Origin of the sequence: Larkinella knui (assembly GCF_003858645.1) — a bacterium.
Lineage (GTDB): Bacteria > Bacteroidota > Bacteroidia > Cytophagales > Spirosomataceae > Larkinella > Larkinella knui.
Window position 1 is genome coordinate 1,577,990 of the sequence record NZ_RQJP01000001.1, and the last position, 11,164, is coordinate 1,589,153.

General features: G+C 52.4%; 7 protein-coding genes. 4 read left to right on the forward strand and 3 right to left on the reverse strand.

Going from position 1 to position 11,164, the window contains the following annotated elements; translation table 11 throughout:
• Positions 1 to 94: 94 nt before the first annotated feature.
• Together EHT87_RS06460 and EHT87_RS06465 are read right to left on the reverse strand one after the other, a co-directional pair.
• Complete coding sequence (locus tag EHT87_RS06460) at positions 95 to 1,837, reverse strand: T9SS type B sorting domain-containing protein (RefSeq protein WP_185716150.1); 1,743 nt, start codon at positions 1,835 to 1,837, stop codon at positions 95 to 97.
• A gap of 132 nt (positions 1,838 to 1,969) precedes the next feature.
• Positions 1,970 to 2,833, reverse strand: coding sequence for a polysaccharide deacetylase family protein (locus EHT87_RS06465; RefSeq protein ID WP_124904988.1), 864 nt, complete (start codon positions 2,831 to 2,833; stop codon positions 1,970 to 1,972).
• A 542-nt stretch (positions 2,834 to 3,375) separates the two neighbouring features.
• Here EHT87_RS06465 and EHT87_RS06470 point away from each other — a divergent pair.
• From EHT87_RS06470 to EHT87_RS06485, 4 genes are all read left to right on the forward strand, one after another.
• The gene (locus EHT87_RS06470; protein WP_124904990.1) at positions 3,376 to 6,480 is read left to right on the forward strand and encodes a SusC/RagA family TonB-linked outer membrane protein; all 3,105 of its coding nucleotides are present in this window, start codon (positions 3,376 to 3,378) and stop codon (positions 6,478 to 6,480) included.
• Between the two features lie 85 nt (positions 6,481 to 6,565).
• Positions 6,566 to 8,029, forward strand: coding sequence for a SusD/RagB family nutrient-binding outer membrane lipoprotein (locus EHT87_RS06475; RefSeq protein ID WP_124904992.1), 1,464 nt, complete (start codon positions 6,566 to 6,568; stop codon positions 8,027 to 8,029).
• A 66-nt stretch (positions 8,030 to 8,095) separates the two neighbouring features.
• The gene (locus EHT87_RS06480) at positions 8,096 to 9,370 is read left to right on the forward strand and encodes a dipeptidase (protein ID WP_124904994.1); all 1,275 of its coding nucleotides are present in this window, start codon (positions 8,096 to 8,098) and stop codon (positions 9,368 to 9,370) included.
• Positions 9,371 to 9,626: 256 nt separating this feature from the next.
• Positions 9,627 to 10,535: a Nif3-like dinuclear metal center hexameric protein gene (locus EHT87_RS06485; RefSeq protein ID WP_124904996.1), complete on the forward strand. Its 909-nt coding sequence runs from the start codon at positions 9,627 to 9,629 to the stop codon at positions 10,533 to 10,535.
• A gap of 27 nt (positions 10,536 to 10,562) precedes the next feature.
• On the opposite strand, the gene EHT87_RS06490 is transcribed toward EHT87_RS06485, so the two are convergent.
• Complete coding sequence (locus EHT87_RS06490; protein ID WP_124904998.1) at positions 10,563 to 10,745, reverse strand: hypothetical protein; 183 nt, start codon at positions 10,743 to 10,745, stop codon at positions 10,563 to 10,565.
• Positions 10,746 to 11,164 lie beyond the last annotated feature (419 nt).

An 11,164-nucleotide genomic window follows, 5' to 3' on the forward strand; every position in this document is an offset into this window, starting at 1 on the left:
AAATGGGCAATACGAGCGTGGTTTTTGACAAAAACCAGTTTAGCTACTAAAGTTACTCTTTTTTCAATATGGGAACCTAAAAAGTAGGCCATCCTCAATGAATCAGGGTAACCGTTCCCCGCCGTTCGTCGACTTTCCCGTTCATAAAAGCTACTTTTATTCGGAACGAATAGACGCCACCCTCCGAAATGGTGCCCAGATACTCGCCATTCCAGCCATAGTCGGGGTTGGATGCCGGAAAATTCTGTTTCGTAAAAATGACTTCGCCCCAGCGGTTATAGATGACAAATTCTTTAATTTCAGCCACACAGTCGGTACCCAGGATCAGGAAAACATCATTGTTCCCGTCATGATTTGGGGTAAAAGCACTCGGCGTGTGAATCGTGCAATCGCCAATCGTTACGTTCACCGATGCGGTTTTTCGGCAGCTGACATCCGTATTTTCGACCGTTACGGTGTAGCGGGTTGTCTCCGGCGGTTTTGCGGTAGTAACTGCGCAGGTCGGGCAGGACAAACCGTCGGCCGGACTCCAGGTGTAGCGGTAAGTTCCGGGCGACGACACCACCGCGCGAAGCTGAGCACTTGCGTTCGGACGAATGAGGGTATCGGGCGTAACCGACAGGGCAATCGTGCTGATGACCAGATTGGTCGTTACCAGGCTGTCACAAAGGGGCTTGGGCCGGGCAATCCGGGTGTCGTAGGAGCCCGCGGTTTTATACACCGCCGAACCCACGGTATAGCTTTCGCCTTCGCAAATCGTGACGGTTTGCGAACTGCGGGCCAAAGGGCGAACGGTCAGTACGGTTTTTACCAGGCTATCACACACCTCGGTGCCCCGCTTGATGCGGGTTAAATAGGTACCGGCCCGACGATAGGTCGAATCGCCGACGGCATAGCCCTCCCCTTCGCAAATCGACACGGCCATCGGCTCCGGTTCATTCTGACGTTCAAAACTGACGATGTGGTTCAGTTGAAATTCGCAGGTTTCATTCAGGCTGGAAAACGGCTTGACTTTCACCCAGTAACGGGCTCCCTGCACCGGGTCGATGCGGATCGTCGGTGTGGTTTCGCCGGTATTCCAGACGTATGACGCAAAACCTTCCGGCGCTTTCAAGGTCATTTTAGGATCGACCAGCGGGCAATACAAGGCCGGGCTGATCTGAGCTTTCAGGCATTGCGCGTCAAAATACGCGTAGCCGACGTGTCGTCGCTCCGTGCAGCCATGCACCGTTACTTCCACCGTAATCGTTTGACCAACGTAGTTTTGAAGATTGATTGCCCCCGTCGTCCAGTTTCGAAACCGGAAATCGCCCTGGCTTTTAAACCCATCGATCGTACCGGCGGACGTCACGTTGTAAAGACTGCAACCGATGGTAGTCCCGTCCTGCGTCGTGATGCGAATCATGAACTCCGGCTGCTGCCAGACTTCGTGCCGGGGATTTTCCAGAATAACGGCAAACCGGTATTGGAATAAGGTGTTATCGGGAGTCACCAGGAACGTTCCTTTGATCCGGTCAAACCGCCCTCCGCGCGTCACATTACCGATCCGGATCGAGTAGTTGCTGCCGGGGGCCACCATCGGAATGGCTTCGCTGGTGATTCGGGGATCGTTGCCATCGCTGGCCCGGGTAATGAGGTGTTCATTCTCGATCGTTCCGGGCACTTCACTTTGGTACACTACTTTCTGATTGACGTCCTCCACCGCCCCGTTCGACAAAACCCAGCCCCGGGTAGTACCTTCTTCGAAGCCGACATTGGCGCAATCGACCCCCTGGCCCAATGCGACCGGAATGCGTCCGGGCAGAGCGTACATCAGGAGCAGAAGCAGGCGGACCATCAGTGGGTTTCTGTACCGTATAGCCATTGGTTTGCCGTTAGGAGTCTGCTCATCGGTACGCATGAAAGTTCCTGCCCGTTGCAATACGGCACGAATTCATGAACCGGCCACTGATGCGGAATCCCGATTCGTTCACTTTCTCAAATCGCGGTATCCAATTAGCTGAATCCCTTTGGCTTTGATCAACTCCCTGATGCGCGGACTGGTCCAGGTGTCGGTGACACCCTGGCGATCGACGGCAACCTGTTCATAACCAATGTGATGGATAGCCCGTAATTCCGGCGTATCAAGCCCAGGGTGATCGACAAAGAGATACGTTTTGCCCGGTTCCAGACTTTCGAGCATTTTGGAAAAGCTCTCGATTTTTTCCGCCGAAGTCGCGTGCGGTCCCAGGTAACCCGCAGCCGTAACGCCCGCTTCCTGCCTGGTATGATCGAGAATCAGGAGTTGGTATTCCTTCGCCAGTTTCTGAATCAACGCCTTCACGTCGTCGCCCATGCCCGTACAACCCATGTGGCCGGAAATGTGGCTGATGCGGGGAATCTTTTTCAGGCCCATTTCGATTTGCGCCCGGAATTCCTGTTCGACCTCGTCGAGTTTCCAGTCGTTTTCCACCAGGGCGCGTTTGGGGTAGTTTTTGTTCGGGTAAATCATCGGGTAAAAATACCCGTCGGCATCGCGCAGGCTGGGACAAGCCGACACGGGGCGCCATTTTACATTGTCCCACTCGCTGGTCAGTGCCAGGTGAATTCCGACATCGACCCCGGGAATATCGTTTACCATTTCAACTGCTTCGGGAAACCAGGGCGAAGGCACAATCACCTCAATGGACGACTCAATCCCCTCTTTGTAACATTTCACCAGCGCTTCATTGCCCGAGTGCGAATAGCCCATGTCGTCTCCGCGGACAATCAGACGGGGCGGTTTAGGTTGGGCGACAACCCTAAAAAACCACAGGACAGACAATCCGGCAAACAACAGACAACGCTTTTTCATCAGGTTTGGCTTTGAAATTAGTAAAGCCAGCGTGACGGCCGATTTACTCTTTTGAACGTCTACCATCCGGGTCTGGAAACAGCCCGCGTCTCCCCCGGAATGCGGTAGAAACCAGCTTTCACACCGACTTCAATAGCCCCCTTTTTACGCCGGAATAACACCTAAAAATGAACCATCAGCTTTGAAAATTCATACTATAAACTTTAACCTTAGTTTGAACTGCATCATTTTATTTATTATATGGTCCCAATAGGCATATTCTACCAAATCTTATGATAGAATTCTATTTTTACAATATTAATTTTAAATTATAAGCTATAATTAGAATAAAATTTGGTTATTGATTACCTCGTCTTTTATATTAGATTTTTAATTAATTTAATAATTAGATCACATACGACATCAAAAACAAACTTGATTTAGCCTAAAAAGCAAAATAATTACCAAAACAGTATTTTTTTTAAAGCAGTAAAAATCCTCTCAATTCGCCAATTCACTAAAAATAATCCTAGTTCATCTCACTTCGTTAATTTTTCATTTTTATGAAAAGAATATCTACCCCATGTTATGTGCTGTTTGCCATCCTGATCAGTTTGGCCAGCTACGCGCAGGATCTGACCCTGAAGGGACGGGTTGTGTCGAAAACCGATGGCGGGGGCCTGCCCGGAGCCAATGTGTTGATCAAAGGAACGGATCGTGGCAGCACGACCAACTCAAACGGCGAGTTTACGATCAACACCCCGGCCAACGCCACCCTGATTGTGTCCTTCATTGGTTTTAAACCGATTGAAGTGCCCATCGGCAATAAAACTTCCATCGAAATTCCATTGGAAGAAGATGCGGCTCTCCTGGGCGAAGTGGTGGTGACGGCACTCGGTATTACCCGTGAAAAGAAAGCCTTGGGCTACTCGGTACAGGAAGTGAGTGGCAAACAACTAACCCAGGCCCGTTCGACCAACTTCGTCAACGCCCTGTCGGGCAAGATTGCCGGGGTGCAGGTAACGAATTCCAATGGATCGCCGGGCGCATCCTCCCGGGTTCTGATTCGCGGTACCAGTTCGATCGGTAGCAACAACCAGCCGCTCTTTGTAGTCGATGGTGTTCCGATCGACAATGGCAACTATGGCTCGGGAACCGGGGTTGACTACGGCAACGGTGCTTCTTCGCTGAACCCGGACGACATCGATAACGTGAGCGTTTTGAAAGGCCCCAGCGCGGCTGCCTTATATGGCTCACGCGGTGCCAACGGGGTGATTCTGATTACGACCAAAAGCGGCAAAGGCACGAAAGGCATCGGCGTTGCGGTTAACTCCAATACCGCTTTCGATACCCCGTTTCGCCAGCCGGAATGGCAGAATGAATACGGACAGGGCAATAAAGGTCAGTTTTCTTACGTCGATGGTACCGGAAAAGGGGTCAACGATGGCGTAGATGAAAGCTGGGGGCCCAAACTGGATGGTCGCCTGATTCCGCAGTTCGACTCTCCGATTGCGGCCGACGGCACCCGGACACCAACGCCCTGGATTGCCCATCCCGACAATGTCAACCAGTTTTTCCAGACCGGCCGCACGTTAACCAACAACGTGTCGATCACGGGCGGAAGTGATAAAGGCGATTTCCGCCTGTCGCTGACGGACCTGAATCAGACCGGTATTTTGCCGAATACGGACTACAAACGGAAGACGGTTTCGTTGAATGCCGGCTGGAATCTCACCAAGAAACTAAGCATCCGGGCCACGGGTAATTATGTGAAAGATGGCAGCGACAACCGCACGAACTGGGGTCTGTATTTTATCTGGTTTGGCCGTCAGGTGGACATGGAAAACCTGAAAAACTACACGGCGCCCAACAGCATTTACCAGAACAACTGGAATAACAATTACTGGACAAACCCGTATTATGTTCTGAACCTGAGTACGAAATTCAACGAAAAAGACCGGCTCTACGGCAATCTGGCAGCCACCTACAAATTTACGCCCTGGCTAACGCTGACGGCCCGCACGGGAACGGACGTTTACGAAGATCGTCGGAAAACAAAAGGAGCCGCCCGGATCGATAACCTGAACGGCGCCAAACAGTACGACAGCTACAACGAAGAGCAGATTTTCATCCGCGAGTCGAACTCCGACTTCCTGCTGAATGCCACCCATAAATTCGGCGAGTTCGATGTGACGGCCAATATCGGGGGCAACCACCGGACCAACTACTACCAACGCAATTACATGGGTGCTACGGAGTTAGCGATTCCCCGCGTCTGGAACCTGGGCAACTCCCGCCAGGCCAAAGTAGCCGAAAACTCGTACACAGAAAAGCAGGTCAACAGCGCTTACGCATCGGCCAACCTCGGTTTCCGCAACTACCTGTTTCTGGACCTGACCGCCCGTAATGACTGGTCGAGTACGCTGCCCGCCAATAACCGCTCGTATTTCTACCCGTCGGCTTCCCTCAGCGCCGTTCTGACCGACATGTTCAATCTTAACTCACCGGTATTGTCGTTTGCCAAAGTACGCGCCGGTATTGCCAGGGTTGGTAACGACACGGATGCGTATAACCTGATTCAGGCGTATACCTATCAGAATCCCTGGGGAAGCACGCCGTCGCTGGCCGAAAACAACACGATGCTGAACGCCACGCTGAAGCCTGAAATTACCAGTTCCTACGAAGTGGGTGCTGAGGTAAAACTCTGGCATAACCGCATCGGGCTGGATGTGACGTATTACGACAAACAGTCGTTCAACCAGATACTGAGCGTAAACATTTCCCAGGCTTCCGGTTTTAATTCGAAAGTACTGAACGCCGGTAAACTGCAAAACAAGGGCATTGAAGTCCAATTGAGCGCAACGCCCATACAAACCGGTGCCTTTCAGTGGGACATTGGTGTAAACTGGGCCCGCAACCGCAACAAGGTGGTCGAACTACCAGACGGCCTGACGACCTACACCCTGGGAACGGTGCGCGGTATGACGATCGAAGCCCGCGTTGGCCAACCGTACGGCACGTTCTTTGGCCAGGGTCTGCTGCGTGACCCCAACGGCAATGTCATCTACGACAAGAGCGGTTATCCACAGATCAATCCAGCCCGCCGGATTCTGGGCAACTTTACCCCGGACTGGATTGGTGGATTCCAGAACACCTTCCGCTACAAAAACCTGTCTTTGAGCACCTTGATCGACGTTAAATCGGGTGGCGACATCTTCTCGCAAAGCGTGAATATCGGTCGCTATACCGGCGTCCTGAAAGAAACCACGGTGGGTCGCGAGGATGGCATTATCGGTCAGGGCGTGGTCAATACCGGAACCGCCGAAAGCCCGGTTTATACGCCAAATACGACCAAAATCTCTTCCGAAGAGTGGCACAAAAAATACTACTCGCTGACCAACAACGAAGTAACGCTGTTTGATGCCAGCTACGTGAAACTGCGCGAGGTGAAACTGACTTACATGATTTCCGGTCAGGTGTTCAAAAAACTACCGTTCCGCGACATCGCTCTCTCGATTGTGGGCCGTAACCTGGCGTTGCTCCACAGCAATGTTCCGCACATCGATCCGGAAACCAGCTACTACAACGACGGAAACCTGCAGGGAATTGAAAACGGCCAGACGCCGACCACCCGCACGATGGGCTTCAACATCAGCTTCAATCTGTAAAACCGTTTAAGGTTTTTAGTTTATAGTTGGCTAACAGCTTCACTACCAACCAAAAACTATAAATCATAAATCATAAACTAAAATCATGAAACGCATTCTTCATACCTTGAAAAATAAAACCGTTCTGGCGGCCCTCCTGCTGGGTGCTTCCGCCTGTACGGGCGACTTTGATGAAATCAATACCAACCCCAATGCGCCGACGGTTGCCTCGGCGGATCTGTTCCTGCCACACGGTATTCAGAGTGCCGTCGATGCCTATTGGGGCGGCTCACTGGGCATGGACGTGGGGGATCTGATTCCGCAATACTGGGCCCGGATTCAATATACGGACATCGATCAGTATACCATCACCAGCGATGTGTACGGCGGGTCGTCCTGGCAAATATTCTACATCGAATCCCTAGCCGATTACCAGCGCATTTATAAACTTGGCAAGGAAACCAATAATCCCAACTACCAGGCGGTGGCGGTGATCATGCGCTCGTGGGTGTTTTCGCTACTGACCGATATCTACGGCGACATTCCCTACAAGGAAGCACTTCAGGGGCTGGAAGGCACCTTATCCCCCAAATACGATGCCCAGAAAGATGTGTATGCGGGATTGATTGCGGAGTTGAAAGCGGCCAATGACATGCTGGTGCTCAACGATGCCACCAAAGGCATCGCGGGCGACATTCTGTTTGCCGGTAACCTGACCAAATGGAAGAAATTTGCCAATTCACTCAGCCTGCGTTTGCTAAACCGGATGCTGGGAAAAGCGGATGCGCCGATCGATGTAAAAGCGGAGATCAACCGGATTCTGAGCGACCCGGCGAAATACCCGGTTATGGAGTCGAATGCCGATAACATTCAGTTGAATTACCTCGATGCTACCAACAACAATAACCCGATCAACCAGAACCGCAAAACGCGGGACGACCACCGGGTTAGTGCCACGCTGGTGAACAAATTGAAAGCCATGAACGACGCCCGGCTGGCGGTTTACGCCGACAAACCGGCCGCCGGTGGTGATTTTCTGGGGGTTCCCAACGGACTTTCCGGTGCGGATGCCAATGCGCTGGGCCTGGCCAAAACGTCCAAGGTTGGCGCGTATTTCGTGTCACCAACGGCCCCGGGCGTCATCATGAGTTATGCCGAAATGCTGTTCATTAAAGCGGAATTTGCCTACAAAGGCATCACCACGGCGGGCGATGTGGCCACCAACTATACGGCCGGCATCAACGCTTCGTTTGCGCAATACAAGCTGACGGCCGATGCGGCTTATCTAGCGGCCAACGCCCTGAAAACCGGCGCAGCGGGGTATACGCAAATCATGGAGCAGAAATGGATCGCCTTGTATGGTCAGGGTCTGGAAGCCTGGGCGGAATACCGGCGCACGGGCATTCCGGCCCTTTCACCGGCGGTGATCAACACCAACGGCGGGGTGATTCCAACCCGGCTGCCGTATCCGGGAACGGAGGAGTCGCTGAACTTCAAGAATTTCAGCGATGCCCTCACGAAACAGGGCGGCAAAAATGACATGAAAACCAAACTCTGGTTTGCCAAATAACTATCCATCAGAAGGGTACGGAACCATACGTACCCTTTTTTCTAGTTCTACTAAACTAATTTCCCCATGAAAAACTGGCTTTACCCTACCCTGCTTGCCTGCCTCGCCACCGGCGTTATCCCGGCATCGGCGGGCGATGATGAAAAAGCGTTGCTGAAAAAAGCGAAGAAAATTCACGAAAGAGCATTTACCGTCGACACCCACGCCGATACACCGATGTTGCTCTCGCGACCCGGATTCGATGTCACAAAAGACAACGACGCCCGCACCACCAACAGCAAAGTGGATTATCCGCGGATGCGGAAAGGCGGTCTGGATGCTATTTTCTGGGCGGTTTATCTGGGCCAGGGGCCCCGCACGCCGGAAGGCCACGAAATCGCGAAAACAAAAGCCCTGGGCATTTTCGATGCGATTCATACGACGCTCAAAAATACCGGTTCCGAAGCCGAGCTGGTAACGACGCCACAGGATGCTTTACGCGTCGGTAAAACCGGGAAACGCGCGATTTTCATCGGGGTAGAAAACGGCTATCCGATGGGTCACGACCTGTCGATGCTGAAGAAATTCTACGACCTCGGCGCCCGCTACATGACGCTCTGCCATTCGAGCAACAACGACATCTGCGACTCATCCACCGATCCGAAAGGAGCCGAATACCAGGGACTCAGCCCCCTGGGCGAGCAGGTGGTGGCCGAAATGAACCGGCTCGGCATGATGATCGACGTTTCGCACGTTTCGGACTCGACCTTTTATGATGTCGTCCGGCTGTCGAAAGTACCCATTATCGCTTCGCATTCAGGGGCCAAAGCCGTCTGCGATCACCCCCGCAATTTGACCGACGACATGCTGAAGGCACTGGCGAAAAACGGTGGCGTGGTACAGTTGAATCTATTGAGCGACTATGTCAAAACCATTCCGGTGAGCCCGGAGCGTGAAGCCGCGCAGAAAGCCATGCTGGAAAAATGGGGCGTGAAAGACCGCCGGGCGATGATGGGAGCCATGAGCAAGCTGTCGGAAGACGATCAGAAGAAACTGCGGGCCGACTTTATGGAGCTGAACAAAAAATACCCCGTTCAGCTGGCTACCGTGAAAGACGCCGTTGACCACATCGACCACATCGTTAAACTGATCGGAATCGACCACGTCGGGATGGGTGCCGACTTCGACGGCGGTGGTGCGCTGGCCGACTGCTTCGATGTGGGTCAATACGAAAATTTCACCGTCGAGTTTGTCCGTCGCGGGTATTCCAAAAAAGACATCGAGAAAATCTGGAGTGGCAATTTTTTTCGGGTCATGAAAGCCGTGGAAAAAAGCGCCCCGACGGAAATGATCGGAAAATAACCCACCGGTTTTTTTAAGAAGAATGTAAAGTTTATTAACATGTGAATCGAAAATGCCCCGCCACCTGGTGGGGCATTTTTTATGGGTCCAGCCCTAAAAAGTCCGCAAAAATGGTTAAGCTTGCCGGAGTAGAACGACCTTTCCCATGAAAAAAATCCTGATCCTGTTCCCTACGCTGCTGCTGAACGTTTTTCAAATTTATGCCACCCATCGAACGGTCAAAAGTAATGGAAGCCTTTAACTACCACCAGAAACCATGATATCACCGGAAAAACCAGGCCGCAGGGCGTTTGTCGGCACCCTCACCAAAGCCTCTCTTTTACTGACGGTTCCGGGAATCAACCCCACGGAACATTTCCGGCAACCCGCCCAGCCCGTTACCGTGGGCCAGGTGATGGAACTGATTCTGAAAACCATCCCGAATGCGCCGTTTCCAAAAACCGTCGACACCCTGAAATCCGGGAATGCCGAGCAGAAAGTGACCGGTATCGTTTCCACCATGTTTGCCACGATGGAGGTCATCCAGCAAGCCATTCGGCTGGGAGCCAACTTCATCATTGTTCACGAACCAACTTTTTACAACCACGCCGACGAAACCGACTGGCTGCAAAAAGACGAAGTTTTCCAGAAAAAGCACGCGCTGCTCGAAAAAAACGGCATTGCGGTCTGGCGGTTCCACGATTACTGGCATTCCCACCGACCCGACGGCATCCGGATGGGCGTGGTGACCGCTTTGGGTTGGGAGAACTACCTGGACGAGAAAAATCCGCGCCTGATCACGCTCCCCGCGCCGATGCCGCTCAAGCAGATTATTGCCCATGCGAAGGCAAAACTGGGTATCGCCCAGATGCGGGTGGTGGGCGATCCGGCGCAACTCTGCCGGCGGGTTTTGCTCATGCCGGGCGCTTCGGGCGGCCGGAGCCACATCATGGCTCTGCAGCAGGACAAACCGGATGTGCTTTTGTGCGGGGAGATCAGCGAGTGGGAAACCGCCGAATACGTTCGGGATGCCCGGCAACAGGGGCAAAACCTGTCCCTTGGAATCCTGGGCCACATCATGAGTGAAGCGCCCGGCATGCAGTGGCTGGTGCCCTGGCTGCAACCCAAACTACCCGATCTGAAAATCACCTACGTGGACTCAAAAAACCCCTTCACGTATTTATAAACCGGGTTTATCAAAACCCGGTTTCGCTCAGATAAAGCTGTCGTCCAGTTCGCCCACTACGGTTAGCTCCTGTACGTCGAACCATTCTTCCGAATCGTCATCCAGGCGGCACAGCGCCTGGGTTTCGTCTTCATTCATACTCGAAACCGTCATCGGGTGGCCGTTGTTGATGCCTGCATTGCTGTGTTTTACAGTATCTCCGTAGTGCATGAGTGGGTGGTTTTATCCGAAGGTATTTTCTCGAAAAGAGGGCAAGCGATAGGCGCTTTGCGGTTTATCAAACTTACGAAAAAAGCCCGCATTTTCGAGATTTGGCGGGCGGTTACCTTGCAATTCCCAAAAACACATTTCCCGAAACCCATTCATCACATTCTCCCGCTCCTGCATTTGCTTGTCATAAAACAATTGCTCTATTTTGCGCCAAACTAATACCAGTGGTCATTTTCCAAGCTGTTTACCACGCCAATCTCTCTGCTTTTCCGGCTTACCTGTCAGAGCGGTTTTACGTCCGGTAGATTCACAGTCTATAGCTCAACGTACCCGTAATCGTAATTAAACCTTAACGCCCTGTAAATACCCGTCAAGTACCCTTTCCTGTACCTTTGCCCCGAATAAACGCAGGAACTGCC